22 protein-coding genes and 2 tRNA genes are annotated in these 25,469 nt (G+C 63.5%); 8 read left to right on the forward strand and 16 right to left on the reverse strand.

All coding sequences use genetic code 11. The annotated features are described in order from the left end of the window. The first annotated feature begins 108 nt into the window (after nucleotides 1-108). From ACT6SE_RS06655 to ACT6SE_RS06675, 5 genes are all read left to right on the forward strand, one after another. Nucleotides 109-184, forward strand: a tRNA-Gly gene (locus ACT6SE_RS06655). A 367-nt stretch (nucleotides 185-551) separates the two neighbouring features. Continuing rightward, entirely contained in the window at nucleotides 552-2,015 is a 1,464-nt protein-coding gene (locus ACT6SE_RS06660) for an efflux transporter outer membrane subunit (protein WP_032959318.1), read from the forward strand. Next, nucleotides 2,012-3,151 carry an ABC transporter permease gene (locus ACT6SE_RS06665; RefSeq protein WP_032959316.1) on the forward strand — a complete coding sequence of 380 codons (1,140 nt, stop codon included), beginning with the start codon at nucleotides 2,012-2,014 and terminating at the stop codon, nucleotides 3,149-3,151. Before ACT6SE_RS06660 ends, ACT6SE_RS06665 begins: the two co-directional genes overlap by 4 nt. A 10-nt stretch (nucleotides 3,152-3,161) precedes the next feature. After that, nucleotides 3,162-3,890, forward strand: coding sequence for an ABC transporter ATP-binding protein (locus tag ACT6SE_RS06670; protein WP_032959314.1), 729 nt, complete (start codon nucleotides 3,162-3,164; stop codon nucleotides 3,888-3,890). Further along, a complete protein-coding gene (locus ACT6SE_RS06675; RefSeq protein WP_014646637.1) occupies nucleotides 3,887-4,801 on the forward strand; it encodes an HlyD family secretion protein in 915 nt (304 codons plus the stop codon). The genes ACT6SE_RS06670 and ACT6SE_RS06675 overlap by 4 nt, the downstream gene beginning before the upstream one ends. A 2-nt stretch (nucleotides 4,802-4,803) precedes the next feature. Here the strand turns inward: ACT6SE_RS06675 and ACT6SE_RS06680 are convergent, their stop codons facing one another. Both ACT6SE_RS06680 and ACT6SE_RS06685 read right to left on the reverse strand, forming a co-directional pair. Next, nucleotides 4,804-5,253, reverse strand: a complete 450-nt coding sequence (locus ACT6SE_RS06680; RefSeq protein ID WP_014646638.1) for a hypothetical protein — start codon at nucleotides 5,251-5,253, stop codon at nucleotides 4,804-4,806. After that, complete coding sequence (locus ACT6SE_RS06685; RefSeq protein ID WP_046429875.1) at nucleotides 5,246-5,647, reverse strand: hypothetical protein; 402 nt, start codon at nucleotides 5,645-5,647, stop codon at nucleotides 5,246-5,248. Before ACT6SE_RS06685 ends, ACT6SE_RS06680 begins: the two co-directional genes overlap by 8 nt. 130 nt (nucleotides 5,648-5,777) lie before the next feature. Here ACT6SE_RS06685 and ACT6SE_RS06690 point away from each other — a divergent pair. Beyond that, nucleotides 5,778-5,853, forward strand: a tRNA-Gly gene (locus tag ACT6SE_RS06690). 224 nt (nucleotides 5,854-6,077) lie between these two features. After that, nucleotides 6,078-8,015, forward strand: a complete 1,938-nt coding sequence (locus ACT6SE_RS06695) for a tyrosine-type recombinase/integrase (RefSeq protein ID WP_008264862.1) — start codon at nucleotides 6,078-6,080, stop codon at nucleotides 8,013-8,015. Nucleotides 8,016-8,202: 187 nt separating this feature from the next. Here the strand turns inward: ACT6SE_RS06695 and ACT6SE_RS06700 are convergent, their stop codons facing one another. The 5 genes from ACT6SE_RS06700 to ACT6SE_RS06720 all read right to left on the reverse strand — a co-directional run bounded on the left by ACT6SE_RS06700 (nucleotide 8,203) and on the right by ACT6SE_RS06720 (nucleotide 15,474). Further along, a complete protein-coding gene (locus ACT6SE_RS06700) occupies nucleotides 8,203-11,322 on the reverse strand; it encodes an efflux RND transporter permease subunit (RefSeq protein WP_003109688.1) in 3,120 nt (1,039 codons plus the stop codon). Next, a complete protein-coding gene (locus ACT6SE_RS06705) occupies nucleotides 11,319-12,836 on the reverse strand; it encodes an efflux RND transporter periplasmic adaptor subunit (RefSeq protein WP_003109689.1) in 1,518 nt (505 codons plus the stop codon). The genes ACT6SE_RS06700 and ACT6SE_RS06705 overlap by 4 nt, the downstream gene beginning before the upstream one ends. A gap of 15 nt (nucleotides 12,837-12,851) precedes the next feature. Then, a complete protein-coding gene (locus ACT6SE_RS06710) occupies nucleotides 12,852-14,159 on the reverse strand; it encodes a TolC family protein (protein ID WP_003109690.1) in 1,308 nt (435 codons plus the stop codon). A 75-nt stretch (nucleotides 14,160-14,234) separates the two neighbouring features. Further along, nucleotides 14,235-14,546, reverse strand: a complete 312-nt coding sequence (locus ACT6SE_RS06715) for a hypothetical protein (protein ID WP_003109691.1) — start codon at nucleotides 14,544-14,546, stop codon at nucleotides 14,235-14,237. Between the two features lie 286 nt (nucleotides 14,547-14,832). Continuing rightward, nucleotides 14,833-15,474 (reverse strand): LysR substrate-binding domain-containing protein, encoded by a 642-nt coding sequence (locus ACT6SE_RS06720; RefSeq protein WP_023657317.1) that lies wholly within the window; start codon nucleotides 15,472-15,474, stop codon nucleotides 14,833-14,835. A gap of 107 nt (nucleotides 15,475-15,581) precedes the next feature. On the opposite strand from ACT6SE_RS06720, the gene ACT6SE_RS06725 reads away from it, so the two are divergent. Further along, nucleotides 15,582-15,887: a helix-turn-helix domain-containing protein gene (locus ACT6SE_RS06725; RefSeq protein ID WP_003097526.1), complete on the forward strand. Its 306-nt coding sequence runs from the start codon at nucleotides 15,582-15,584 to the stop codon at nucleotides 15,885-15,887. 4 nt (nucleotides 15,888-15,891) lie between these two features. Here the strand turns inward: ACT6SE_RS06725 and ACT6SE_RS06730 are convergent, their stop codons facing one another. The 9 genes from ACT6SE_RS06730 to ACT6SE_RS06770 form a co-directional block, all read right to left on the reverse strand. Further along, the gene (locus tag ACT6SE_RS06730) at nucleotides 15,892-16,782 is read right to left on the reverse strand and encodes a LysR family transcriptional regulator (RefSeq protein ID WP_003097524.1); all 891 of its coding nucleotides are present in this window, start codon (nucleotides 16,780-16,782) and stop codon (nucleotides 15,892-15,894) included. Between the two features lie 231 nt (nucleotides 16,783-17,013). Continuing rightward, nucleotides 17,014-17,298 carry a CopK family periplasmic copper-binding protein gene (locus ACT6SE_RS06735; protein ID WP_003090336.1) on the reverse strand — a complete coding sequence of 95 codons (285 nt, stop codon included), beginning with the start codon at nucleotides 17,296-17,298 and terminating at the stop codon, nucleotides 17,014-17,016. Between the two features lie 128 nt (nucleotides 17,299-17,426). Beyond that, nucleotides 17,427-18,353, reverse strand: coding sequence for a copper homeostasis membrane protein CopD (gene copD, locus ACT6SE_RS06740; RefSeq protein ID WP_003097522.1), 927 nt, complete (start codon nucleotides 18,351-18,353; stop codon nucleotides 17,427-17,429). Nucleotides 18,354-18,357: 4 nt separating this feature from the next. Further along, nucleotides 18,358-18,744: a copper homeostasis periplasmic binding protein CopC gene (gene copC, locus ACT6SE_RS06745; protein WP_003090319.1), complete on the reverse strand. Its 387-nt coding sequence runs from the start codon at nucleotides 18,742-18,744 to the stop codon at nucleotides 18,358-18,360. Nucleotides 18,745-18,885: 141 nt separating this feature from the next. Continuing rightward, nucleotides 18,886-21,324: a heavy metal translocating P-type ATPase gene (locus tag ACT6SE_RS06750; RefSeq protein WP_079278374.1), complete on the reverse strand. Its 2,439-nt coding sequence runs from the start codon at nucleotides 21,322-21,324 to the stop codon at nucleotides 18,886-18,888. A gap of 154 nt (nucleotides 21,325-21,478) precedes the next feature. Then, a complete protein-coding gene (locus ACT6SE_RS06755; RefSeq protein ID WP_008063316.1) occupies nucleotides 21,479-21,751 on the reverse strand; it encodes a DUF2933 domain-containing protein in 273 nt (90 codons plus the stop codon). Nucleotides 21,752-21,784: 33 nt separating this feature from the next. After that, a complete protein-coding gene (locus ACT6SE_RS06760) occupies nucleotides 21,785-22,270 on the reverse strand; it encodes a DUF411 domain-containing protein (RefSeq protein WP_006226241.1) in 486 nt (161 codons plus the stop codon). Between the two features lie 37 nt (nucleotides 22,271-22,307). Continuing rightward, nucleotides 22,308-23,288: a copper resistance protein B gene (locus tag ACT6SE_RS06765; RefSeq protein ID WP_023086160.1), complete on the reverse strand. Its 981-nt coding sequence runs from the start codon at nucleotides 23,286-23,288 to the stop codon at nucleotides 22,308-22,310. A gap of 25 nt (nucleotides 23,289-23,313) precedes the next feature. Then, a complete protein-coding gene (locus tag ACT6SE_RS06770) occupies nucleotides 23,314-25,242 on the reverse strand; it encodes a copper resistance system multicopper oxidase (RefSeq protein WP_023086161.1) in 1,929 nt (642 codons plus the stop codon). Nucleotides 25,243-25,469: the final 227 nt, after the last annotated feature.

The raw sequence follows: 25,469 nt of genomic DNA on the forward strand, positions 1-25,469 counted from the left end.
GGCAGGGGCGCCTGAACGCCGTCCTTCGGTTCACGTGAAAATTCCTGTTGACGCCGTGCAGCAATATCGACACAATAGCGCTCCTTCGACGCAGGTCGAACGGAATCTGCGGGAATAGCTCAGTTGGTAGAGCGCAACCTTGCCAAGGTTGAGGTCGCGAGTTCGAGTCTCGTTTCCCGCTCCAGAATCAGAAAAACGCTCCCGCAAGGGGGCGTTTTTCGTTTGTCATGACGTTGGCCAGGCGGGTCGCTACAGGCGGGCCACGACATTTTCATGGTGGGCGTGGTAAGTCTGCAGCTGGGGGCGATTCCGACATTGGTGTCGCAATCGGCATGACGGGGGGGCGCAGCGATCGTGGGGACGATCGGAAGCACCTGGCACGAGGGGCTGCAACAGACGCAATGACCTGGAATCCGCACCAGTGTTCCGCCTGCTGCAGGCACTGAAAGGCTGGCGAAAGGCCTGCGCCGGCGTTGCCTGAACCGCACGCGTGCTGTGACCTTTTTCGGACCATTTCTCCATGTTCGCTCCACAATCGCAGGGTAGCCTTCATGCTCCTTCTACACGTTGGCGGGCTGGTGGTCAGGCGTATCACTTCAGTGGCAGTGCCCAGGACGGGGCGCGGACTCTCCCTGCAGGCAGTGCTGCGACCCGGCGCGCTGCTCGCAAGTCTCGCATTGGCGGGCTGCATGTCGGTGCCGGTTCCGGATCTGCCTGATCGCACGCCCAGCACCTGGACCCAGGTGCCGCAGGGCCAAGGCGTGGCGGTGGACGCCAAACAGTGGTGGAAAGTGTTGTCCGACCCAGCGCTGGATGGACTGGTCGATCAGGCCATCGCCGGCAACCTCGACCTGCAGCAGGCCACGCTGCGCCTGCAGGCCGTGCGGATTGTCGCCGGCACGTCCGATTCGCGCTTCCTGCCGGAAATCACGGCCAGCGCCAAGCAGGTGCAGGATGCCGCTGCGGTCGACACCTACTTCCACGCGGGTATCGAAGCGATCTGGGACCTGGGCCTGTTCGGCGCCGCCGAGAGCGCGCAGTTGAGCGCGCAGGCGTCGGCCGGCAACGCCGAGGCGCTGCGTGGTGCCGCGCAGGTCGCGGTGATCGCCGACGTGGTGCGCAGCTATCTGGATCTGACCGTGGCGCAGGCCCAGCAGGACCTGTTGGCCCGCCAGCAGGCGGTGGACGATCGCGGCGAACAGTTGGCCCTGGTACGCCAGCGCCTGCGCCTTGATGAGCCCGGCGAACTTGATCGCCTGCGTGCACGCCAGGCCGCCACCCGCGCGGCCACGGCGCAGGCACGGGAAAACGCGGACAACGCTGCCCGTGCGTTGGCTTTGCTGCTGGGACGCGATGGCCCGGACCCGGCCTGGCGTGCCTATCGCACGCCGCCGACGCTGGGTGCCTTCTCGCTGCAGCAGGTCCCGGCCGATCTGCTGCGCCATCGGCCGCAGATCCTGCTGGCCGAATCGGAGGTGATGCAGGCTGCTGCCAGCAAGGGTTCGGCACGCGCCGCGATGTATCCGCGTGTCAGCCTCGGTGGCTCCATCCTGTACGCCTACAACCTCACCCAGAACGCCCGCTCCAATTCCGATTCGAGCCCGTCGATCGGCCCGTACATCGATATTCCGCTGTGGGACTGGGGCCAGCGCCGCGCACGCTTCCATGCCGATGAAAAGCAGCTGGATGCCGCCTTGCTGGGTTACCGCAAGGCGGTGCTGGAAGGCGTGAGCGAAGTGGAAGGCGCGCTCGGCAGCCTGGCGCGCCAGGACAGCAGCATCCAGTCGCTGCGCGCGGCCGATGATGCCGCCGGGCAACAGGTCAAGCGGCAGGCGCGGCAGGTGCAGCTGGGGCTGTCCAGCGAATTCGACGGGCTTGACGGGCAGCGTGCGGCACTCGCCGCGCAGGCCGACCTGATCGGTGCACAGGGTGCGCGCGTGCTGGCCTTTGCGTCGCTCTACCGCGCCCTCGGTGGTGCTCCGTTGCCTGTCGAGGGTGAGGGCGAATCGCAATGATCGCGCTGGCCCGCAAGACCCTGGCCTATGAGTGGCGCCGGTTCCTGCCGGTGGTGCTGGCGATGTGCTTCGCCGGTGTGCTGTTGATCGTGCAGGCGGCACTGGTGCTGGGCATCTTCGGTACCGCTGCGATCTACGTGAAAGCGTCCTCGGCCGACATCTGGGCCGGCTTCCCCGGCACCCAGAGCGTCAACTACGGCCATGCGATCAGCGCCGACGTCGAAAGCCACCTGCGCATGGACCCGGATGTCACCCGCGTCGAACCCTACGAGTGGGTCGATGGCGAATGGCGCTCGGGCGCGCAGGGTACCGGCAACGTGTCGGTGTACCTGTCCGGCATCTCCACCGGCGATGACGCAATGATGTTCGCGCGCATCCTGCCTGCCGACCTGCGCGCGCAGCTGCGCGAGCCGGGGGCGGTGATCGTCGACAGCGCCGACCTGGATACGCTGGGCGTGGACCTGCAGAGCAACCGTGCATGGATCAATGGCAAGGCGGTGCGCGTGGTCGCCGCGCAACCGGGCCTGCGTGGCCTCGGTGGCGTCAACGTGCTGGCCTCGCTGGATACCGCGCGTGCCATCGCCGGTACCGATCCGCACGAGGGCAGCACCTATTTCGTGGCGGGCCTGCGCTCGCCGGACCTGGCCGACCGCGTGCGCGACCGCCTCGCTGCGTCGATGGGCCAGGCCACGCCGGTCGAGTTCTGGACCGCGCCGGCGTTCGCCAGCCGTTCGCAGCAGTACTGGTTGTTCGACACCGGCGCCGGCATCGCGGTGCTGTTCATGGCGGTCATCGTCTGCTTCGTCGGCGCGGTGATCACCAACCAGTCGTTCGCCTCGGTGGTGGCTGGTTCGGTGCGCGAGTACGCCACGCTCAACGCGCTCGGCGCAGGTCGCTACGCGCTGGCACGGGTGGTATTCGAGCAGGCATTGCTGATCGGTGGCGTGGGCATGTTGCTGGCAGCGGCGTTCAGTACCGTCGTGCTGTTGATCGCACAGTCCCAGCGCGTGCCGGTGCAGCTGACGCCGATGGTCATCATCGGCTGCGTGGCGCTGGTCGCGGTGATGGCCATGCTGTCAAGCATCATGGCGGTACGCAGTGTGGTCCGCTCCGATCCATCGTTGCTGCTGCGTTGAGGACCGGCCGATGACCTCCAAACATGCCGTCGCCCCCACGTTGCAGGCCGACGCACTGGAAAAAGGCTTCATGTCCGGCGATGTACAGGTGCCGGTGCTGCGCGGCCTGTCGCTGGACATCTATCCGGGCGAGTTGACCCTGGTCTCGGGCCCTTCGGGGTGCGGCAAGAGCACGCTGCTGTCGCTGCTGTCCGGCCTGTCCGCGCCGGATGGCGGTCGCGTGCACGCGCTGGGCCAGGACGTGGGCCACATGACCCGCGGCGAGGTGGAGCGCTTCCGCCTGCACCATGTCGGCTTCGTGTTCCAGGGCTTCAACCTGTTCCCGGCGTTGACTGCGCTGGAGCAGGTGCAGTTGCCGCTGGGCTACCGCGGCATGCGCAATCGCGAAAGCGAGCCGCTGGCGCGCAAGGCGCTGGAAGAAGTGGGCCTCAGCCACCGCAGCCACATGCGTCCGGCGCAGCTGTCCGGCGGCGAGAAGCAGCGCGTGGCGGTGGCCCGTGCCTTCGCCAAGTCGCCGACGCTGATCTTCGCCGACGAACCCACCAGCGCGCTGGACGCCGAGAACGGCCAGCGCGTGATCGACATCCTGCACCGCTACGCACGTGCGCATGGCGCCACCGTGCTGTGCGTGAGCCACGATCCGCGCCTGATCCGGCATGCCGATCGGGTGATCGCCATGGAAGACGGCATGGTCCGTGATGACCGCCGCCAGAACGAAACCGTAGAGTCCGCCCCATGACCAAGACGTCGCACCTGCTTCCCCTCAGCCTGGTACTGTCCGCGGCACTGCTGCTTTGCGCCTGTTCCAGGGACGCGCCCGCCCAGGCACCTGCAGGTAAAGCCAGCACTGCCACCGCCGGCAAGGTTGCGGTGGCGCGCGGCATCATCGATGTCGAGGGTGGCCTGATCGCGCTGGCGCCGCCGGTGGATGGTTCGATCACCGCCGCGCTGGTGAAGGAGGGCGCCACGGTGAAGAAGGGGCAGCTTCTGCTGTCGCTGGACGGTGCGCTGCTGCAGCAGGAAGTGGCGATGGCCACCGCTGATCTCGCACTGGCCAATGACCGCCTGAAGGGCAGCCAGGCGCAGCTGCGCGAACTGGAGCGCAATGCCACCCGCCTGTCCACGGGTGCGAGCGAAGGCGTGTCGTCCAACCAGCAGGCCGATGCGGCCAAGCAGCAGTTGGCTGGCGTACGCGCCGATGTCGACGTGGCCGGTGCGCAGGTCGACATGGCCCAGCACAAGCTGGAACACGCCAGGCTGAAACTGCAGCAGATGTCGCTGAGCGCGCCGGAAGCCGGCACCGTGGTCGGCCAGGTGCCGGGCCTCGGCGCCTTCGTGCAGGCCGGCAAGCCGGCGATATCACTGCTGCCGGCGCGCCCGCTGCAGGTACGTGCCGAACTCAGCGCGGCCTACGCCGATGCCGTGCAGGTGGGCATGAGGGCCACCGTGGTGCCAGACAGCGATGGTGCCGAGAACGCCAGCACGCTGCCGCCCGCACGCGTGGTACGCATCAGCCCGGTGTTCGCGCAGGCTCGCCTGCCTGAAGACGCGGGGCGTGGCGTGGCCAAGGTGGTGGAGTGCGTGCTGGAGTTCGATGGCGAGGCCAAGGCGCGCTTCGGCCAGCATGTGCGGGTGGAGTTCCGGAAGTAGGCCTAGTGCTGCAACGGGGGCGCATCCGCGCGCCCTCGACGCCTGAACGCCCGCCACGCGCTCACCGCCGACACCATGCACAGCGCCAGCAGCAGGCCCACGTCCAACAGCAGCAGCCACAGCAGATGCATGCCTTGTACCGGCGGCTGATGCATCGCCGACAGCATCCACGGCACCGACCACAGCAGCAGAAGGGCGAAGGCGATCAGCAGGCGCAGCCACAGGCGTTTCAGTCTCCACGGCCGCACGATCAAGGCGGCTACCACCAGTTCGACCGTGCCCAGCAACGCGAAGACGATGACGGTGCTGGTCGGGTAGGGCAGTTCGGCGCCTTCCAGGTGGTGCAGCAGCCAGTAGTCCGGAGTGAAGCCGGCATTGACCAGTGCGGCGATCAGCGCCAGCCAGGTCAGCGCGACCAGCAGCCAGAACAGGCGGATGTAACGTCTAGGCATCGGTGGTGTCCGTGGTGTAGCGGGAGGTTGCCCGCGACGAATAGCGCAGGCTTGCGGCGATTGCGGCCAGTGCCAGCAGGCCAGGTCCAACGGTGAAGTACACCAGGCGCAGCGGATGGTCGTGCATCAGCGTCCAGCTGGCGAACGCCAGCGGCGCCGCCAGCACCAGCAGCTTGGCGAACAATGGCCGCAACACTGCGATCAGCAGTTGGGCGCCAATGAACATCCAGAACAGATGGAACTGGGCGATGCCCAGGCCGATGTCGCGATGGGCGGTGAAGCCGAAATGGTCGCGATACCAGTTCATTCCCAGCGGAATCAGTGCCCAGTACAGCAGCGCCACCAGCAGATGCAGCAGCAGGGCGATCAACAAGGGTTTGCCGCGAAGGAACATGGGCGCATGGGGCTGGGCGGGGCAGCGTACCCCAGTGCGGACGCCCGTGACCGCATGATGTGAAGACTGTTGACGGCGTGAAGGAATTTGGACACAATAGCGCTCCTTCGACGCAGGTCGAACGGAATCTGCGGGAATAGCTCAGTTGGTAGAGCGCAACCTTGCCAAGGTTGAGGTCGCGAGTTCGAGTCTCGTTTCCCGCTCCAATTTATGATCTACAGACTTCCACTGACGTCTGTAAGTCGTTGAAAAGAGGAGCTTCGGCTCCTTTTTTCATTCCAGCGAAAGCCACGGAAATCCACTGACAGCCAGCGTTTTTGAGGCCAAAAACAAGGCCAAAGAATGCGGGTGGTGCCGGTTCCGGGTTGTTGCTGGGGTTGGATCGGGATGACAAGCAGCATCGGGCCTAAGTCCAAGACTTAGGAGCTTGATGATGGCACTCTCTGATCTGACCGTGCGGCAAGCCAAGGCTGCCGAAAAAACCTACAGCATCCCCGATACCGATGGCCTCGGCTTGGTGGTTGCCCCCACTGGCGGCAAGTCCTGGCACTTGCGCTACTACTGGCTCGGTAAGCAAAAGCGCATCTCCCTCGGGAACTACCCCGAGATCGGACTGCGCGAAGCGCGCGCCTTGCGCGACGAAGCCCGCACGCTCCTGGCCAAGGGCATCAACCCCCATACCGATCGCAAACAGAAGCGACACGCGGTCAAGCTGGCGGCCGACTACACCTTCAAGGCGGTCTTCGATGCGTGGGTCGAGCATCGCCGCAAGGAAATCAAGGAAGGCAGGAACAGCACGCTGTCGCAGATCCTGCGGATCTTCAACAAAGACGTGCTGCCCAGCCTGAAGCAGATGTCGATCTACGACATTCGCCGGCCCCAGCTTCTGGGCGTCCTGACGAGGATCGAGGAGCGCAAGGCGTTCACCACTGCCGAGAAGGTCCGCACCTGGCTGGGGCAACTGTTCCGCTATGCCCTCGTCATTGTGGAGGGGCTGGAAGCCAATCCCGCCTCTGACCTGGACGTGGTGGCCGAGCCCAAGCCCCCAGTGAACCACAACCCCTACCTGCATCTTCCGCAGCTTCCCGAGTTCCTGCGCAAGCTCAGGCTCTACAACCCTCGTGGTTGGCAGACCCAGCTCGGCATCCGGCTGCTGTTCCTGACCGGCGTGCGTACCGGCGAACTGCGGCTGGCGACCCCGGACCAGTTCGATCTCGACCGTGGCCTGTGGATCATCCCGCCGCAGATCGTCAAGCAACTCCAGGACGAGATGCGCAAGGCCGGCAAGCGCCCGCAGGACGTGCCGCCCTATATAGTGCCGCTCTCCGTCCAGGCCATCGAGATCGTGCGCTACCTGTTGGGTGTGATGAGGCAGGCCCAGGTCCATCTGCTCACGCACCGCAGCGAACTCAAAAAGCGCATCAGCGAGAACACCCTCAACGCCGCTTTGAAACGAATGGGTTACGAGGATCAACTGACCGGGCACGGCATCCGCGGAACCATCTCGACGGCGCTCAACGAGATCGGCTATCCCAAGATTTGGGTGGACGCGCAGCTTTCGCACTCTGATCCGAACAAGGTGAGTTCGGCCTACAACCACGCCAAGTATGTCGAGCCGCGTCGTCGGATGATGCAGGACTGGGCAGATCGCCTCGACCTGCTCGAACAGGGCCAGGTCGAAGCGGCCAGCGCCCACCTCACCATCCATATCGAGGGCGTGCCAGCCATCGCAGGGGAGGACAACCCCGACGCCATCGTTGCAGGCACTTCTGCGGCTTCGGTTCCGCCCGTGGTGGTCACCCCCATTGTCGTGACGCCAAACGACGCGGGAATCACCTTCCAGCGGCTGTCGCAGGTGCCACCGCCCCCGACGCATGCGCCGGCGCCGGAAGTATCCGCCATCCAGCGCGAGCGCGAGGAAATGCTCGCCATCTACGAATCGCCGAGCAGTTTGCCGGTCCCGCTGTTCGGCAAGCTTGCCGGGAAGTCCAAGGACCAGATAAACCGCGAGCTGAAGGCGGGCAAACTGCTGTCCATCAGCTTAGGCAATCGCGGGCAACGTGTGCCCGACTGGCAACTGGTGCCGCTCAAGCACAAACTGGCCCAGGTGCTTATGAACCAGTGTCCGCACGCGGATTCGTGGGACCTGTACCGGATGCTGACCCGCCTACACCCGGATCTGGGTGATCGCGCGGCCATCGACATCGTGACACCCGGAAATTTGGGCATGGTCGTGCGGGTCATCATGGGTACCCAGCAGCAGCCACATAGGCCCGGACCTGTTTCGTCTGCGCAAGGTATTCCAGTGGAGGCTCGGCAGAGCATTCAACGGTTGATAAATGACGCTGCGATGCTCGAATGTGCCTGACTCTGGCCTACGGCCAAAGAAGGATGCTTTGGCCGTCGGAAGTGAGATGCGCAGCGAGCGTATAGCATCAAGATCAGTTCTTACGCCGGCTAAAGCGCATGTGTCGAATGGTTATTTACTTGGGGTGCCAATAGGCCGCACCGGAAACGGCAGGGCCTTGGTTATGAGACCCTGCCGCGTTGCAACGTTAGCGTGGCTTACGCATCAGCAGGTAGGCAGCCGGAATCACGAACAGCGACAGCAACGGTGCGGTCACCATCCCGCCGAGCATCGGGGCTGCTATGCGGCTCATGACTTCAGAGCCCGTGCCGCTGCTCCAAACAATGGGTACCAGGCCCGCCAGGATGACCGCAACGGTCATCGCTTTTGGGCGCACGCGCAGCACCGCCCCTTCCCGGATCGCATCGAGCAGTTCTTCTCGCGTCGGTTCGCGTCTATCGGGGCAACGTTCCGCCAAGGCCTGCTTCAGATAAATGAGCATCACTACGCCGAACTCCGCCGCCACACCTGCCAGCGCGATGAATCCCACGCCGGTGGCGATGGACAGGTTGTAATTCAGCAGGTACAGGAACCAGATGCCCCCCGTGAGCGCGAAGGGCAAAGTCGCCATGATCAAGCCCGCTTCGTCCACACGCGCGAAGGTCAGGTACAACAGAACGAAGATGATCAACAGGGTGGCAGGCACTACAACCTTCAGGCGTGCATTGGCCCGCTCCATGTATTCGAACTGCCCGGAGTAGGTGATGCTCACACCTGGCTCCAGCTTGACCTGCTGCCCGATTGCATCGCGCAGTTCGTTGGCCACCGAGGCTAGATCACGGCCGCGCACATCGACATAGACCCAACCGGAGGGCCGTGCGTTCTCGCTCTTGAGCATGGGCGGCCCATCGGTGATCGCGATGCGTGCCACGGTCCCCAACGTGATCTGCTGACCCATCGGCGTGAAGATGGGGAGTTCTGCCAGCCGTTGTGGTGAATCACGCCATTCTCGCGCGTAGCGCAGATTGATCGGAAAGCGGGCAAGCCCCTCGACCGTTTCCGAGACGTTTTCGCCACCCACCGCGCCGGCGATGACCGCCTGGACATCGGCGATGTTCAGGCCGTAACGACCGGCGGCTACGCGGTCGATCTGAACATCCACGTAGCGCCCGCCCGTCAAGCGCTCCGCGAGTGATGACGTCACGCCGGGAATGCCCTTGGCGACCTGCTCGACCTCTGCAGCGATGCGATCGATCACGCCCAGGTCGTTGCCGGTCACCTTCACCCCGATCGGGCTCTTGATGCCGGTAGCCAGCATGTCGATGCGATTGCGGATAGGGGGAATCCAGATATTGGACAGGCCCGGGATCTTCACGGCACGATCCAGCTCTTCCACGAGCTTCTCGGGCGTCATGCCTGGACGCCATTGTTCCCTGGGCTTGAGCTTCACCGTGGTCTCGAACATCTCCAGGGGCGCCGGATCGGTCGCAGTTTCGGCCCGTCCTGCCTTGCCGAACACCTTGTCCACTTCAGGTACGGTCTTGATCATGCGGTTGCTCAGCTGCAGCAACTCCGTGGCGCGCTGCGCCGAGAGTCCCGGCAGGGCCGAGGGCATGTAGAGCAGGTCCCCTTCGTCCAACCTCGGCAGAAACTCACCGCCAAGCCGCGCCAAGGGCCAGGCCGTGGTCGCCAAGGCCAGCACGGCGATCAGCAGCGTCGCCTTGGGCCGGCGCAGTACCCACTCCAGGGCTGGCCGGTAGGCTGCAATCAGGATGCGGGTGATGGGGTTCTTCTGCTCATCCGGGATACGCCCGCGAATCCAGTAGCCCATGAGTACGGGAATCAGCGTCACCGACAGCCCTGCGGCCGCGGCCATCGCGTAGGTCTTGGTGAACGCCAGCGGGCCGAACAGCCGGCCTTCCTGCGCTTCTAGGGTGAAGACCGGGATGAACGAGAGCGTGATGATGAGCAGCGAGAAGAAGAGCGCAGGACCGACTTCCTCCGCGGCCTGTGTGATCACGTCCCACCGTTCCTTGCCCTGCAGCCGTTGATCCAGGTGCGCGTGCTGCCAAGCTTCCAGCTTCTTATGGGCGTTCTCGATCATCACCACCGCTGCATCCACCATCGCCCCCACGGCAATGGCAATCCCTCCCAGCGACATGATGTTGGCGTTGATGCCCTGGTAGCGCATGACCAGGAACGCCGTCATCACGCCCAGAGGTAGCGAGATGATGGCCACCAGCGCAGAACGAAGATGCCAAAGGAACAGTGCGCAGACCAGCGCCACCACCAGAAACTCTTCGCCCAGCTTGGTCGTGAGATTGCGAATGGCCCGCTCGATCAGCGCGCTGCGGTCGTAGGTGGTGACGATCTCGACGCCCGGCGGCAGGCTGCCCTGCAGCTCCGCCAGCTTGGCCTTGACGGCAGCGATCGTCTCCTGGGCATTCTTGCCGGAGCGCAGCACCACCACGCCGCCGGCGACCTCGCCTTCTCCGTCGAGTTCGGCAATGCCACGTCGCATCTCCGGGCCTATCTGGAGCGTAGCCACATCCCCCAGCCGCACCGGCACACCGCCGCGTGCCGTCAAGGGGATCTCCCGGAACTCGTCCAGGGTCTTGAGGTAACCGCTCGCGCGGACCATGTACTCCGCGCCTGACAATTCCAGGACCGAGCCGCCGGTCTCCTGGTTGGCCCCCATCAGGGCATCGCGGACTTGAGCCTGACTGAGCCCATAGGACGCCAGCTTGATCGGGTCGAGCACGACCTGGTACTGCTTGACCATGCCCCCCACCGATGCTACTTCGGCCACGTTGGGCAGGCTCTTGAGTTCGAACTTGAGGAACCAGTCCTGCAACGCACGCAGTTGCGCCAGATCGTTCTCGCCCGTGCGATCCACGAGCGCGTACTGGAAGATCCAGCCGACGCCCGTGGCGTCCGGACCCAGGGCCGGCTTCGCCGTGGCGGGCAATCGGCCCTGGACCTGGTTCAGGTATTCGATTACCCGTGAGCGGGCCCAGTACAGGTCGGTTCCGTCCTCGAACAAGACATAGACGAACGAGTCGCCAAAGAACGAGAAGCCGCGCACGGTCTTGGCCCCTGGCACCGACAGCATGGTGGTGGCCAACGGGTAGGTCACCTGGTTCTCGACGATCTGCGGCGCCTGTCCAGGGTAGTTGGTGCGAATGATGACCTGCACGTCTGACAAGTCCGGCAGCGCATCCACGGGCGTGCTGCGAACGCCCCACACGCCCCATGCCGTGAGCATGGCGGTGGCCAGCAGCACCAGGAAGCGATTGGCCACCGACCATCGAATCAGTTTGGCGATCATGGCTGCACCTTTTCAATGGCGGTGATCACGTAGTCTTCACCTTGCTTAGAGAAGGTGAATCGCACCTGCTGCCGAACCGAAAGACCCGCGGCGAGGTGCGGGCTGCTCAGCTCGAAGCCCATGGTCATGGCCGGCCATTGGAGGGCCGGCACGGCCTCGTGCGCCAGCGTCAGTTCGGTGGGCGACATCTCCTCGATCACGCCGCGCACCACGAAAGCGTTGTTTGCCGCGGCCGGTGGCGACGAGGTGCCGTGCCCGTTGTGCGCCGATGCAGACGCGGACGCCGCGGCACCTGCAGGCAGCACGCCCCGCAGGCTGGCTTCCGAGTCGATCAGGAACTGCGCCGAGGCCACGACCTGCTGTCCCGCCGCGAGCCCGCCGTTGACCACCAGCTGATCGCCTACCTCCGCGCCCACCTGGACCTCCACGGGATGGAACTTGCCGGGTCCATCGACCACATAGGCCAGTGCGCGCTTGCCGGTGCGGATGACCGCCTCGCTGGGAACAAGCAGCGCGGGCTGTTCGTTGCCTTTGAGCGCGATCTGGCCGGACATGCCGGCTTTTAGGCGCTGGTCGGGATTGGCCATTTCAAGCCGCACTCGCACCGTACGGGTGTCGCGGTTGGCTTCGGGCAGGATGCTCACGATGCGCGCCTGGAGCACTTCACCGGGAAACGCCGCCAGCCGGACCTGCGCCGTTTGGCCGACCTGCAATGGCCCGCTTTGTGCTTCGGGGACGGCCGCTTCGATCCACACCGTGGCCAAGCCATTCACCCGGGCCAGGCTTTCCCCGGCGGAAACCGTCATGCCCTGGCGCACCATCAGTTCGGCCACCAGGCCGCCTTGAGGTGTTGTGACCGTGTACAGCCCCTTGGGCTCGCCTGTGCGCTCCACTTGGGCGATCAGGGCTTGCGGCATGCCGAGCAGCAGCAGCCGTTGGCGGGCAGCTGCGGTCAAAGGTGCGTCACCCATCGCGCGAACCGAGAGAAACTCGCGCTGTGCGGCGATCCACTCCGGCAGCAAAAGGTCAGCCAGCGGTGCCCCTGCTGCGATCACGTCGCCTGCAGCCCGCGCGTAGACACGCTCGACGAAGCCAGCGGTCCGCGCCTGCACGATGCTGACGTCGCGGTCGTTGAGCAGCACGGTGCCCACGACGTTCACATCTGCGCCGATCTTGCCTTGCAGGACTTCGGCTGTACGCAGCCCTAGGGCTTGCACCGCTTGCGCCGACACGCTGAGGCCCGTGCTGTCTTGCGTGTCTTCATCCGCGTACTTCGGCATCAACGGCATGTCCATGTAGGGCGACTTGCCGGGCTTGTCGAACTTCTGGGTCGGCACCATCGGGTCGTACCAATACAGCACCTTGCGCTCGGTCGGAGCGCTTGCAACGGTGACGTTGGCAGCGGGGGAGCCGCTGAGGTGGCCGGCGCGCCATTGGGCGACGGCCCATCCAACGGCAATACCGGCAGCAACCAGCGTCAAGCCGGCAAGGATGTTTCTCGAAGAGGTATTCATGGCGAGGGTCTCCACTCAGTCCGCGATCAGGCTGTTCAGTCGGGCGACGAGGCTGTCGCGCTGCGCTCCGAGGTCGATCAGACGCATGCGCGTCTCCAGCACCTGTGCGCGTGCGCTGAGCACAGCGCTCAGGTCCCCCTTGGCGGATCGGTAGTTGCTCAACGCAAGCGCCGCTCGGTTCCGTACTAGTTGCAAGCCGGCGGTCTGCAGGCGGTCGATCTGGCTGTTCAACGCTTGGAGTTCGGCGGCGCTGTCGTCGAGCTCCTGCAAATGCCGCCGCGCCACGTCTTCGCGTTCGGCGTCCAGACGTTCCAACTCGTGCCGTTTCGCCTCGATCATGGGCACTTGGCGCCGATCCTTCTGCCATGGCAGATCGAATGTCACCTGGAATGACACCATGTCGCCCCATCGGCGATCACGCCGGCTATAGGCAATCTCCCAGGCCCAATCGCCGCGGGTTTCTGATTGGGCTTCGCGGGACTCGGCCCGGGCCATGCTTTGCATCGCCGGATAGAGTTCAAGCTCCGCGTGATTCGCCAGTTCTGCGCGCAGTTGCGCGACGGGGCGAGTGAGCGGGCCTGGATCGCCTTGCAGTGCTTCCTCGGCCCTGGAGCCCACCCAGCGCCGCAACGCGGCCCTAGCCTTGACCCGGTCCCGCTGTAGATCGTCACGGCGGTCCGTGAGTGTCAGCGCCTCCTGTTGCGCGACCAACAAGTCGCCAGCCTGGGCGGTGCCGCCGGCGACGCGAGCGGGGAGACTGTCTTGCAGGCGCTGGTTCTCCGCGAGCAGTTCCGTCAGCAGTATCTCCCGTTGCTCCACCGCCTGCGCGGCGATCCACGCCAGGCTGAGTTCCTGACGGATCTGCAATCGCTGCAAAACCAGCGCCGCGCGCTCTCGATCCACACGCGCCTGTGCGCTGGCGACCTGGGCGTCGCGCTTGGCCCTATTAGGCACTTCCTGCATGAGCGCCAGGCGCTGCATCGTCATGGATTCGCGCGTCATGCTCCAGCGATCCATGCCGCTGATGGGGTAGTTTTCGATGCCGAGCGAAAGCTTGGGGTCGGGCAGCGAGCCTGCTGCCTTCTGCACGGATTCGGCGACGTTGACCTGCAACTGCTGCGCGCTTATGCGCGGGCTCTGCTGCTCGGCGATAAGGCGTGCCTCAGCAAAATCGAGGGCGTAGGCTACAGGCGAAACAAGCGCACTGCCCGCCAACGCGATGCTGATAGCTTTCAGACGATGCAATCGCATCGAGGCCGGCGTTGTGCCTCGGCCGTACGCCGACGGGCGCCCCTCGGGGGCGCCAAAAAAGGGAGTAAACATGGTTGTCCTCGGAATTGGTGTTCAAGAGATCACGTGGTCTGCCGCATCGGTGCGCGGCGAGCACGGACGCGTAAATCAATTCCGCAGGACTTGAAACGTGAGGTAGATCGGAGGAAAGCCTGCGCGGGGATCGGGAGGAATGTAGGTAACGTGCCGCCTGAGGGCTACCCGGTCGAGAACCAACCCGGGCAGTGAGTTGGCGAGCCACATCACGTGCGCCGCGAGAAACTGAATGTCCAGCCCTTGCCATGAAAGCGCCGACTCCCGATCGCCACTGCAATGAGCGTGGCACAACTGTGGCGCTTCGCTGTCCATGGAATCAGGCATGCCGGTGCAATCCGACATTGGCAACTTGTCAGCCTGCTGCATCGAGATCGTGGCACGCATTTGCGTGGTTTCCACAGATGCCCTCGGGTCTGGCTTGGGACAGACGTACATCGCCATCGCAACCTGCGAGAAAAGCAAGGTTACGACTAGGCCGCTGGTAATCCAGCGGCTCCATCTTGCGAGAAGGCGCCTTAAGCCGATCATGCGGACATACTATTGGAAGTTGTAGGGAGTTGAATTGATCAAGGTCAGTTTCCAGGATGAATTGATGCGTCTGGACGGCGCCTTGGCCCGAACCGGCACCCGCTGCAAATCCACCGGCAAGGGCGGGCACCGCACGTGGTTGTCATGCTTTACGCGCCTCGGCAACTCGCAAGGCTCTAAGCTCAAATCGATCAGCTACAAGATTCGTCTGTCCCGAGAGTCGCTGCAGGTGCGTAATGACCTCGTAGGGGCCATCGGCTATTGGGCGCGTGCAGATTCCGCACTGGCTAGCGGTTTCGATGCGTGATCGCGAGGAAATCCCTACGCCATATCCAGCTGCGACCCAGAGCAATAACATCTCAAAAGAACTGACATGCTGGACATTCGGCCTTTCCGTTGATGACATGGAGGACAGGTACTGGTCCAGCGAAGGAGAATATTCGGCCTTCCATCGAAACACGGAGTGCTCCTTAAGTTCGTCTATTCTGATTGACTGCTGCCGGAGCAGTGGGTATCGCAGCGGCGTGGCAAGAGCTGTCGCCTCGAACCAAATAGAAAGACTCTTCAGCGAAGAATCGCTCACCTGCTTCAGAGAAAGGCCGACGTCGAAGCGCCGTTTGTAGAGGCCCGTAATGAGATCGCTCGCCGTAACCTCATTAAATTCCATAGAAACTTCGGGCTCCTCCGCGCGCTGCAGGGCAAGCAATGCAGCTAGGTACGAAGAGGCCACACCAGGCGCTATGGCGAGCCTGAGCTGTGGGCGTGGGCTGGTGGCGTCGTGCATGAGAGGCCCCAAGAAGCGATAAGACAAGGATGGAAAGTCTTCATGATAGCTAGTTTGAGTTAAACTTAACGTGGTTAAATTGTTTGGACTGTTCGACGCTTCCAAGGATGGAGAAGCGAACTGTCCGACGAGGCCGTCCCCCAGGAACTACCACTTTCGACGCCGAGCCAGCGTTGGCATTCGGAGCGGCCGTTCGTGTCGCCCGCCTGACGCAAGGTGTTGCTCAGGAAGAACTGGCTGCGAAAGCAGGGATCGAGCGATCGCACATGGGCAAAATAGAGCGTGGGGAGCACATGCCCACTCTCGCTCTGATCTTAAGAATCGCCGCCGGACTCAAGCTCAGTGCTGCGGAACTCGTCAGCGCAGCCGAACGCAATCTTCGTGCCGCGGCGCACGATTCAGATAGGCATTGACGCTTTAGTCATCCGGAGGTCCTCGCAGACGTTCGATGAAGCGATCCAGCGAAACCGATGAGTTGCTGCTTTCTGGCCGAAGCAGATAGGTTGTGATTACCGCCGTGTCCTGCGCCAGAGGGCGAATCACCACGTCCGGCCTCTGGCTGATGGGAATCTTGGTCGCCGTCATGAAACCAATCCCATAGCCTGCGCCGACGAGCGTTAGCATCATGTCCAGCGACGACACTTCTTCGACAACGTTGAGTCTGTGTTCCAGAACCTGTAGCAGCCGATTTAGTTCTCGGCAGTAGCCTTCGCAGGCCAGTTTGTCGCACAGAACCAGTGGGTGACCCTGAAGTTCGTTCAGCGGAACTTGCTTGTGCGCAAGAAGCGAGTGCCGCGCTGGCACGGCGATCACAATCGGGTCTCGCCAGATCGGTTCAGCCACGATGCCTTCGCCAACATCCGCCGCGTGTGCAAATCCGATCGTGAAGTCGCCAGACCGTAGGCCCCGTATCTGCTCGGTCAGCGGTACCTCGGAGAGACGTATCTCGACCTCGGGCTCTTCCGCGCGGCAACGAGCTAGGAACGCCGATAGTCGTGGGTCCATCGCACCATCGGAAATTGCAATGCGCAGGCTGCCCCTCAGGCCCGCGGCAATGGCTCTGGCATTTTCACGCGCTTGCTCCAGGACAGTGAAGAGTCGGCGGGTGTCCTGCAAGAATGCCGCCCCCGCCACGGTCAGCCGTGTGCCCCTGCGGTCGCGGTCAAACAGCGTGACCCCAAGCTCATCTTCCAATTCCTTGATCGCGCGAGACAAGGGGGGTTGCTCTATATGCAGCCTCTCGGCCGCCCGCGTGAAATGCAACTCCTCTGCCAAGACGACAAAGCATCGTAGATGACGCAACTCCATAAATCGGGCTCCTCGCAAGTTCTCATTCGCGCCAGATGTCCCGTGGACGAATCACGGTGGACGGGGAGGCTGGATCCATTTCAGGGAAGTTGATGCGCTTGACATCGCAAAAACTGGCACCTTGAGCGCTCGTGGTTGCTCGTGACGCGTCCCAAGCGCGCGCGCCCAATCGGGGCGCGCGTCTCTGTCACACTGTGCAGAAGCTTTGAAAAGCACCGCACACCCGCGGCGTCATCCGCCGTGCTCTTTTTGTAGCAGCGACCCGAGGCGAGCGACTTCATTGCTGGTGATCGCGATGTTGCGCCCATCCTTCGTCGACACCGAAGCTCCGACATTGAGATAGACGGCGCGCCCGAAGCGGCTTTCCTGTGCCATCTTTCCGTCCTTGAAGATGTACAGCGTTCCCCCGTCAGCCAAGGGAACCATTTCCTTGGCTGCTTGGGCTGCTGCATGACCGGCGAAGGCTGGCACGGAGAGAGCGCTCAACAGGGCGGCAATGACAATTTGCGATTTCATGATCGACTCCTTTGTAAAAACGACGACAACTTGCGCCGCGTCGTTAAATGTAGAAGCAGGCGGTCTACAGAGCGCTTACCCGTGCATTACATTCAATTCATGTGCTGTCATCTGCCGCCCATGAAGGACTAGGTTCCAGTGGGAGACAAGATGCCAAGCCATGCAACGCTCGCCAGAACCAAAACGGCCAAGGTCGCCTCCGTGAACAGACTCTGTCTAAGCTTGATGACTGCCTGTGCGCGATTGCCTGCCTTCAAAGCAGCCTCCAGGCTCGGGCTCAACCGATACCGATTGGCAGCAGCCAACGCCAGCATGCCTGCGAAAAGCAAGAGCTTTACCATCAGCAGCCGGCCATACAGCGTCGAGATGAGCGGATCAAACGATGGTCCGGCGATCAACAGGTAATTGAGAATTCCACTCACGACGAGTGCAGCCACGATCGCTGTACCTATGCGAGCAAAGCCATTCGACGTCCGACTGAGGACCGCTACCGGGTCTTGCGCGACATCCTGCTTGTGGGATGCCAGCATCAAGAACGCCACCAATGCGCCCACCCAAGCGCCCGCTGCCCAGAGGTGCGTGATATCCGACGCAAGATGGATGTAGCCGCGAACGCCGTCGTCCATCGCGCCGTGGCCTGCCCACGCAAGGGTCGCCAGCGCCACGCCGGTGGAGAGCGCCATCACTGCAAATCGCAAGGTAGCGTTCAATTTCAACATTGCGACGAGCACACACACCAACAGCGCGAGGATGCGAATGCACCAGGCGATGCCCATGTGCGTGCCCGTAATGAGCATGTCGAAGACGTGCGTTGACAGCTCCGCGTAGCTCTGGGCACCGGACATGGCCTTGGCCATGACCGTCATGCCCCACATCGACAGGGCAATGCCGATGGCAGCGGATGCGCCAATGAGGACGCGATAGCGGCGCGAGATCGTCGAGGATCGCTCGTCGTTGCCCAAAGCATAGAGACCGAACATGGCGACGCCAAACGCCGCCGCCAGGTCCAGATACAGCGCCAGGCGCAGGACGATGGTCAACCAATCCCCGGCCATGGGCTTACTTCACCTTGAAGGTGACGTTACCCGTGATCGGATGCGTGTCCGAGGAGACGGCACGCCATTCGACGCGATAGTCACCGGGCTGGAGCGCCTGTGCCGGCGTGATGACCATGGTCTTGCCGTCGCCGGCAGCCGCGACGCTGGCGTTGATCTTCATCGGGCCATGGCTCGCCATTCCCGGCATGCCAGTCATGACAAGGCTCGCGGCGGAGAACTGCGGCACCAGCGTCTCGGAGAACTTCAGCTCAATGGTGGCTGGCGCAGAAACCTGCGACTTGTCGGCCGGCGTTGAAGACACCAGCGAAGGATGCGCGAATGCGGCGGTGGCGAACAGACCAGCAGCGATCGGCGCGACGAGCTTGGCGATGAAATGTGAACGGGTCATAGAAGTTTCTACCTGGATGTGTGAGGTGTGGTTTAAGAACGAAATGCCGAGATAAGGCTTGCACCTTTGCAACGGCGTGGAACGAAAGAAACGGTTTGCTGGGCGATAGCAGGCTCCTGTAGTTTCAGAAAGAAAATCCGGTCACAGTCGGCTCGCTCTGAGGCGCAAGGCGTTGCCAACGACCGACGCCGAACTCAGGCTCATCGCCAATGCTGCGATCAGCGGCGACAGCAGCCAGCCCGTCAGGGGATAGAGAACCCCGGCGGCGATGGGGATGCCCAGCGCGTTGTAGAGGAAGGCGAACATGAGGTTCTGCTTCATGTTGCGCACGGTACTCACCGAGAGCGTGCGAGCGACAGCGATGCCACGCAGGTCGCCCTTGACCAGCGTGACCTGCGCGCTGTTCATCGCCACGTCGGTTCCCGTTCCCATGGCGATGCCCACGTTTGCCTTTGCCAAGGCCGGCGCGTCGTTGATACCGTCTCCGGCCATGGCGACGATGCGACCTTCATTCTGCAGCCGCTCGATCAACATGAGCTTGTCCGCCGGCTTGACCTCACCATGCACCTCGTCGATGCCCAGGCGTGCACCGACGGCTTTGGCGGTGGTCTGCCCGTCCCCGGTGGCCATGATGACCCGCAGGCCCGCAGCCTTCAGCGCGGCCAGGGCCTCGGGGGTGCTGCCCTTGACCGGATCGGATACGGCGAGCAAGCCCGCGAGCTGCCCGTCCACAGCCAGATACATGACACTGGCCCCTTCGCCGCGCAGGGCTTCTGCCTGGGGTACGAGCGGCTCAACCGACACGCCAGACTGCTCCATCAGCACCGTATTGCCCAACGCCAGTTTCCGGTGCTCAACTTTCCCGCGCACGCCGATGCCCGTTCCCGATTCAAAGGTCTGAGGCTTCACGAGTTGGAGGCCCTGGGCACGCGCGGCCTGCACGATGGCGTCGGCCAGGGGGTGTTCACTGCCCTGGTCCAGGCTGGCCGCAAGACGCAGCACCTCATCGTTCGTAAAGCCGGGCGCTGCGACGACCTGATCGAAAGCAGGTCGGCCTTCGGTCAGGGTTCCTGTCTTGTCGATGACGAGGGTATCGACCTTGCGAAGATTCTCGATCGCCGCGGCATCGCGGAACAGCACCCCCTGCGTGGCGCCACGGCCCGTTGCGACCATGATCGACATCGGCGTGGCCAGACCCAGCGCGCACGGGCAGGCGATGATCAGGACGGCCACCGCATTGATCAGTCCATAGACCCAGGTGGGCTGTGGCCCGAAGAATCCCCATACAAGGAGCGTCGTTACCGCAATGGCGACGACGGCCATCACGAAGTAGCCGGCAACGACATCGGCCATGCGTTGCATCGGTGCCTTGGAACGCTGCGCCTGGGCGACCATCTGGACGATCTGCGATAGAACGGTGTCCGAGCCGATCCGCTCCGAACGCATGATCAGCGCGCCGCTGGTGTTGAGTGTGGCCCCGATGACCTTGTCGCCCACGCGCTTGCTGACGGGCAGCGGTTCGCCGGTCAGCATGGATTCGTCAATCGAGCTGCTGCCCTCGTGCACGATGCCATCCACCGGCACCTTCTCGCCGGGTCGGATGCGCAGCAGGTCGCCGACGTGCACATGGCTGAGTGGCACGTCTTCCTCGCTGCCGTCCGCATTGATGCGCCGCGCCGTCTTGGGTGCCAGCCCCAGCAGCGACTTGATGGCTGCCGAAGTCTGGGAGCGGGCCTTGAGTTCCAGCACCTGGCCGAGCAGTGTCAGCGAGATGATGACGGCGGCGGCCTCGAAATACACGCCGACCCGTCCCATGGACATGAAGGATGCCGGAAACACTTCTGGCGCAACGGTTGCCACGACGCTGTAGATGAATGCCGCACCTGTTCCCAGGCCGATCAGCGTCCACATGTTCGGGCTGCGGTTGACCACGGACAGCCAGCCGCGGGAGAAGAAGGGCCAGCCGGCCCACAGCACGATCGGCAACGACAGCACCAACTCGACCCAGCTCTGCGTGGCCATGTCCATCAGGTGCAGCCGCTCACCCAGCATCGCCAGCGCCAGAACCACGAGCGTCAACGGCAAGGTCCACCAGAAGCGACGCGAGAAGTCACGCAACTCCGGGTTGTCGTCGTCGAGGTCGGGCAGCAGGGGCTCCAGCGTCATCCCGCACTTGGGGCAGGTTCCCGGATGATCCTGGCGGATCTCCGGGTGCATCGGGCAGGTGTAGATCGTTCCGGGTGCGGTTGGCGATGCCGCCGGGGCCGGTGAAACTGCGGTGCTGGCATGGTGATGCGGCGCATGGCCGCTGCCTGTGCCTATGCCCGCGCCACCGCTGGCATATCGCGCCGGATCGGTGTCGAATTTGGCCTTGCATCCGGTGCTGCAAAACAAGTACGTGTTCCCCAAGTGCGTGGAGCGGTGCTCCGACGCCGCCGTGACCGCCATGCCACACACCGGATCGCGCGTCGCGGCATCGGGCTGCGAGTGGCTTGAGGACCCGCCCGCGTCGTCACTGCCGGCATGGCTGGCGTGATGGTGGTGCTTATGCGGGCCGGACGTTGTGGCACCCGCCGCCATGCCTGCGTGCTCATGTCCTGAAGACTTGCTGGGTGAATTCATAGTGACAAGTGCCCTCCGCCGTTAACCGTTGGTGTCTGGTGATCGCAGCAGGCCGCAGGCGCGCAAGGAGACAAGCGCGGCGTCGCGTGCTCGCACTGTGCGAGCACGCGACTCATTGCTTCTGCTCCTTGGCGGGTGCGGCACCTTCCTCACCCTGACGCGCGGCATGATCGTGTCCGCCGTGGCCGTGACCACGGTGCATGAACAGGTGCATCAGCGGACAAGCCGCCAGCAGCAGGAAGGGGAGATAGCCGGCAACATGTGCCGTGTGCTCCTTGAGCAGGAAATACGCGGCGACAGCGGCGATGATGAGGAACGCCACGCCGTAGCGCGATCGCCAGAACCGGGGACGATCGCTGGGGGTCTGTGTGTGCTGATGCTGCATGGCATATCTCCACGGAAAAGAGTTGATGGATGGTCAGAGATGCGACTGATAGACCGTGCTACTACCGTTTTTCCCGATCAGCAGCACGTCGTAGGCGTCCTTGCGTCCACCATAGGCCGGACCATCCATGCCGGGCGAACCGACCGGCATGCCCGGCGCCGCGAGGCCGATGGCCTGCGGGGCTTCGCGCAGCAAGCGTTGAATGTCCGAGGCAGGCACATGACCCTCGATGGCATAGCCGCCGATCTGCGCCGTGTGGCACGAACCGTACTTCTGCGGGATGCCCAGCCGCGTGCGCGCTGCCGTGTTCCCGGTGTCAAGAACCTGCACATCGAAGCCTGCGCCTTGCAGGTGTGAGACCCAGTCCTTGCAGCAACCGCAGCTCGGGTCCTTCCACACCTTGGCGATCGGTCGGCTCTGCGCCAGGCTCGGTCCTGCGAGTGCCATCACCAACAAGCCAGCGATCAATGCTTGGCGTCTCGGCACTTTGCCCTGGCTTCTGTCGTAGTGCATGTTCATAGATTGCCTCTCATCAGATGATCAAACCCACAAGGTTCTAGAACCAGAATCGCACGCCAGCCACCCAGCGCGTCTGCTGCGCGCGGCCACCTTCGGCACGCACATAGTCCGCTGTGCGTCCGAAGCTGCCCGCCCGTTCCACGCCGATGTAGGGGGCGAACTGGCGACTGAATTCATAGCGCAGGCGCAAGCCAGCAGACGCTTCGGCCAAGCCCTTGCCGATACCGCGTTCCGGGTCGTCCTTGCCATAGAACTGCAATTCGGCACGAGGCTCCAGAATCAGTCGCTGGGTCAGCAGCAGCTCGTAGCTGCCTTCGACACGCAGCGCCGTACGTCCGCCACTTCCCACGTAGCCCGTCGCCTCCAGCTCGAACCAGTAGGGGGCGAGGCCCTGGATGCCGAAAGCCAACCATTGACGGCTCGGGCCTTCTCCGTTATCCACCCGAACGCCGAGCTGGGTGTCCCAGTACGGTGCGACGGCGTGCCCCCAGAGAAGCTCGGTACGCGATTCTTCGAGCTTTCCTTTGGCGATATCGCCTTCGGCCTTCACGACGGCCTTGTTGTAGGTCGTCCCATACCAAGCCTGGAGGTCGTAGGCCGTGGAATCGTCCCCTTTGCGCGTGAAGCGGCGTTCCAGGGTTTCGCCGCGCAACGAGAAGAACCTGTGTTCGTCGGCCAGCATCAGCCGCGGCACACCGGGTACGGCGTAGTCGCCCGATCCCAATGTCAGGCCATTGGAGTAGCCATGCGGATCGCGGGCGTCAGGAGGCGCCGACCCGCCCTGCATCTGCATGTTGCCGTGATCCATGGCCGGGGCTGCGGTGGAGCCGCTCGCCGGCGCCGCGTGACCCGCGTGCGGATCGGCGGCAGGAGGCACGGTCTGAGTGGATGGCGCGGCCGTTTGAGCGTCGGTCTGGCCGTGCGCTGCATGGTCGTTCTGTGCTTGTGCCTGGGCGGCGACGCTTACCAGGGCCAGGAGCGTCGTGGCCAGTGCGCGAGTGGGGAGTGCTTTGGACATTCTTGGTCTTCCTTGTGCGCTGGGTTCAAGACACCACGACTTCGCGGAACATGCCGGCATCCATGTGGAACATCAGGTGGCAGTGCCAAGCCCAGCGGCCGAGCGCGTCGGCTGTCACCAGGAAACTGATGCGTTGTGCCGGTTGCACCGGCAGGGTGTGGCGGCGCGCCAGGAAGCGACCGTCGGGGCTTTCCAGCTCGCTCCACATGCCGTGCAAGTGCATGGGATGGGTCATCATGGTGTCGTTGTGCAGAATGACCCGCAGCCGCTCACCGTGTTTGAAGTGCACCGGCGTGGACTTTCCGAACTCCAGTCCGTCCAGGGACCATGCGTAGCGTTCCATGTTGCCCGTGAGGTGCAGTTCGACCTCCCGACCAGGGCCTCTCTTGTCCAACGGCCCCGACGGGGTATGCAGATCCGCGAGGGTCAACACGCGCCGACCGTTGTTGCGCAGTCCGATGCCGGGGTCATCGAGGTTGGTGCGCGCCATGTCAACGCGCATGTCCGTGCTGGAACCATACTCGGTGCGAGCGTGGCGAGCAGTAGTGCTGGGCACGGCCAGTCCCCCCGCCGCCGCGGCGTGTTGGCTGTGATCCATCGCCATGCCACCGTGGTTCATGGCGCCGTGATTCATGCCTGCCATCGCCCCATGATCCATCCCGGACATCGAACCCGAGCCCATCCCGGTCATCCCGGTCATGCCCGTCATGCCCGTCATCCCGGTCATCCCGGTCATCCCGGTCATCCCGGTCATCTCCATGGCCTGGCCGGACCCGCCATGGTCCATGCCCCCCATCATGCCGCCCATCATGTCGTTCATGGTCAGCCATTCGACCGGATCGAGGGCAGGCACGGGAGCTTGAAGACCTTCACGCACGGCCAGCGTGGCACGCGCGTAGCCTGTCCGGTCCATCGCCTGGGCGAAGATCGTGTAAGCGTCATCCCGTGGCTGGACGATCACATCGACGGTTTCGCCAGGACCGAATCGGAACTCATCGACGGTCACCGGCTCCACGTCAACACCATCGACGTGCACCACCGTGAGTTTCAGTCCTGGAATGCGTACGTCGTAGAAGGTGTTGCCCGCACCGTTGACCATGCGCAGCCGCACGCGCTCACCCGGTCGGAACAGCGCCGTCCAATTGCCGGCGGGGGTGACGCCGTTGGCCAGATAGGTCAGCGTGGCGGCAGACAGATCTGCGAGATCCGTCGGATTCATCCGCATCTCGTTCCACATCTTGCGCTTGTCGATCGCAGCGGCCGTGCCTTCGCGCGAGGCGTCCCGGAAGAAGTCGAAGACGGTAGGTTGGTTGTAGTTGTAATAGTCGCTTTGGGACTTGAGCTTGGTGAACACCCGCATCGGGTCTTCGTCGGTCCAATCCGAGAACAGCAGCACGTGGTCACGGTCGGCGTGGATGGTCTCGGCGCCAGCGGGGTCGATGATGATCGCCCCGTACATGCCCGTGAGTTCCTGGAAGCCGGAGTGCGAGTGGTACCAGTAGGAGCCGCTCTGCTGAACCTTGAAGCGGTACGTGAAGGTCTCGCCGGGAGCGATGCCATTGAAGCTGATGCCCGGCACGCCATCCATCTGATACGGCAGGATGATCCCGTGCCAGTGAATGGATGTGGCTTCACGCAGCTTGTTGGTTACACGGATTGTGACGGTGTCACCCTCGCGCCAACGCAATGTCGGTGCCGGCAGCGAGCCGTTGATGGTCGTAGCCACGCCTGGCTTGCCCGTGAAGTTCACGGGCGATTCGGCGATCACCAAGTCGAACTCGGTGCCCTTCAGCACAGGGGCGGCACCGCGCGTCGCGGAGCCTTGCTGGGCAAATGCCTTGAACGCCGGCGTGGACAGCCCAGCGAGAACGCCGCCGGCGGCTAACCCTTGGACGAAACGCCGACGAGAAAGGCCCTGTGTGGGCACGATAAAAAAGGGTGAACGAGGCGGCATGGCCTGAAATCCTCCATAGATGACTCGGAAGTCGTTCTAAACGCCACCCCATCCTGAGCGGCACAGTTCGACGCAATGCAGGTCATGCTATGGGTTGGGCACTTTCCATCGAATGACCCCTGAATTACATTCATGTAATGTTCGTGTCATGTTCGTGGAAGCTGGCAACCAGTAAATTGCTGATTGAAAGTGGATGAATGCGTACATCGTGAGCGGCTATTTTTCCG

It is taken from the genome of Stenotrophomonas sp. LC732, assembly GCF_052446685.1.
Lineage (GTDB): Bacteria > Pseudomonadota > Gammaproteobacteria > Xanthomonadales > Xanthomonadaceae > Stenotrophomonas > Stenotrophomonas muris.

What these genes read in the sequence shown, in the direction of transcription:
- ACT6SE_RS06660 (WP_032959318.1), top strand. Translation starts at nt 552, where the DNA reads ATGCTCCTTCTACACGTTGGCGGGCTGGTGGTCAGGCGTATCACTTCA.
- ACT6SE_RS06665 (WP_032959316.1), top strand. Translation starts at nt 2,012, where the DNA reads ATGATCGCGCTGGCCCGCAAGACCCTGGCCTATGAGTGGCGCCGGTTC.
- ACT6SE_RS06670 (WP_032959314.1), top strand. Translation starts at nt 3,162, where the DNA reads ATGACCTCCAAACATGCCGTCGCCCCCACGTTGCAGGCCGACGCACTG.
- ACT6SE_RS06675 (WP_014646637.1), top strand. Translation starts at nt 3,887, where the DNA reads ATGACCAAGACGTCGCACCTGCTTCCCCTCAGCCTGGTACTGTCCGCG.
- ACT6SE_RS06680 (WP_014646638.1), bottom strand. Translation starts at nt 5,253, where the DNA reads ATGCCTAGACGTTACATCCGCCTGTTCTGGCTGCTGGTCGCGCTGACC.
- ACT6SE_RS06685 (WP_046429875.1), bottom strand. Translation starts at nt 5,647, where the DNA reads ATGTTCCTTCGCGGCAAACCCTTGTTGATCGCCCTGCTGCTGCATCTG.
- ACT6SE_RS06695 (WP_008264862.1), top strand. Translation starts at nt 6,078, where the DNA reads ATGATGGCACTCTCTGATCTGACCGTGCGGCAAGCCAAGGCTGCCGAA.
- ACT6SE_RS06700 (WP_003109688.1), bottom strand. Translation starts at nt 11,322, where the DNA reads ATGATCGCCAAACTGATTCGATGGTCGGTGGCCAATCGCTTCCTGGTG.
- ACT6SE_RS06705 (WP_003109689.1), bottom strand. Translation starts at nt 12,836, where the DNA reads ATGAATACCTCTTCGAGAAACATCCTTGCCGGCTTGACGCTGGTTGCT.
- ACT6SE_RS06710 (WP_003109690.1), bottom strand. Translation starts at nt 14,159, where the DNA reads ATGTTTACTCCCTTTTTTGGCGCCCCCGAGGGGCGCCCGTCGGCGTAC.
- ACT6SE_RS06715 (WP_003109691.1), bottom strand. Translation starts at nt 14,546, where the DNA reads ATGCGTGCCACGATCTCGATGCAGCAGGCTGACAAGTTGCCAATGTCG.
- ACT6SE_RS06720 (WP_023657317.1), bottom strand. Translation starts at nt 15,474, where the DNA reads ATGCACGACGCCACCAGCCCACGCCCACAGCTCAGGCTCGCCATAGCG.
- ACT6SE_RS06725 (WP_003097526.1), top strand. Translation starts at nt 15,582, where the DNA reads ATGGAGAAGCGAACTGTCCGACGAGGCCGTCCCCCAGGAACTACCACT.
- ACT6SE_RS06730 (WP_003097524.1), bottom strand. Translation starts at nt 16,782, where the DNA reads ATGGAGTTGCGTCATCTACGATGCTTTGTCGTCTTGGCAGAGGAGTTG.
- ACT6SE_RS06735 (WP_003090336.1), bottom strand. Translation starts at nt 17,298, where the DNA reads ATGAAATCGCAAATTGTCATTGCCGCCCTGTTGAGCGCTCTCTCCGTG.
- copD (WP_003097522.1), bottom strand. Translation starts at nt 18,353, where the DNA reads ATGGCCGGGGATTGGTTGACCATCGTCCTGCGCCTGGCGCTGTATCTG.
- copC (WP_003090319.1), bottom strand. Translation starts at nt 18,744, where the DNA reads ATGACCCGTTCACATTTCATCGCCAAGCTCGTCGCGCCGATCGCTGCT.
- ACT6SE_RS06750 (WP_079278374.1), bottom strand. Translation starts at nt 21,324, where the DNA reads ATGGCGGCGGGTGCCACAACGTCCGGCCCGCATAAGCACCACCATCAC.
- ACT6SE_RS06755 (WP_008063316.1), bottom strand. Translation starts at nt 21,751, where the DNA reads ATGCAGCATCAGCACACACAGACCCCCAGCGATCGTCCCCGGTTCTGG.
- ACT6SE_RS06760 (WP_006226241.1), bottom strand. Translation starts at nt 22,270, where the DNA reads ATGAACATGCACTACGACAGAAGCCAGGGCAAAGTGCCGAGACGCCAA.
- ACT6SE_RS06765 (WP_023086160.1), bottom strand. Translation starts at nt 23,288, where the DNA reads ATGTCCAAAGCACTCCCCACTCGCGCACTGGCCACGACGCTCCTGGCC.
- ACT6SE_RS06770 (WP_023086161.1), bottom strand. Translation starts at nt 25,242, where the DNA reads ATGCCGCCTCGTTCACCCTTTTTTATCGTGCCCACACAGGGCCTTTCT.